1 protein-coding gene is annotated in these 240 nt (G+C 60.4%); it reads left to right on the plus strand.

Annotated elements, in window-relative coordinates:
- Positions 1-59: 59 nt before the first annotated feature.
- On the plus strand, positions 60-240 hold a 181-nt coding region (locus E1162_RS19410), incomplete at its 3' end, for a hypothetical protein (protein ID WP_257098575.1).

The raw sequence follows: 240 nt of genomic DNA on the forward strand, positions 1-240 counted from the left end.
GATACACCAAGCGTTCATGGTCTTCTTCCTTTCTCTCAGCCGCCTACCCGGCGGCGAACATGGATGCCTATGTTGCGATTGATAGGGCAAATCTCTCAGCCGCCTACCCGGCGGCGAACCAAAAGCGCCGCCCCTTTTACGGGTTAATGAGTCTCTCAGCCGCCTACCCGGCGGCGAACTGGGCCTCGCGCTGCAGTCGCTTGTTTGGTGTTCTCTCAGCCGCCTACCCGGCGGCGAACA

It is taken from the genome of Pseudovibrio flavus, assembly GCF_009711345.1.
Lineage (GTDB): Bacteria > Pseudomonadota > Alphaproteobacteria > Rhizobiales > Stappiaceae > Pseudovibrio > Pseudovibrio flavus.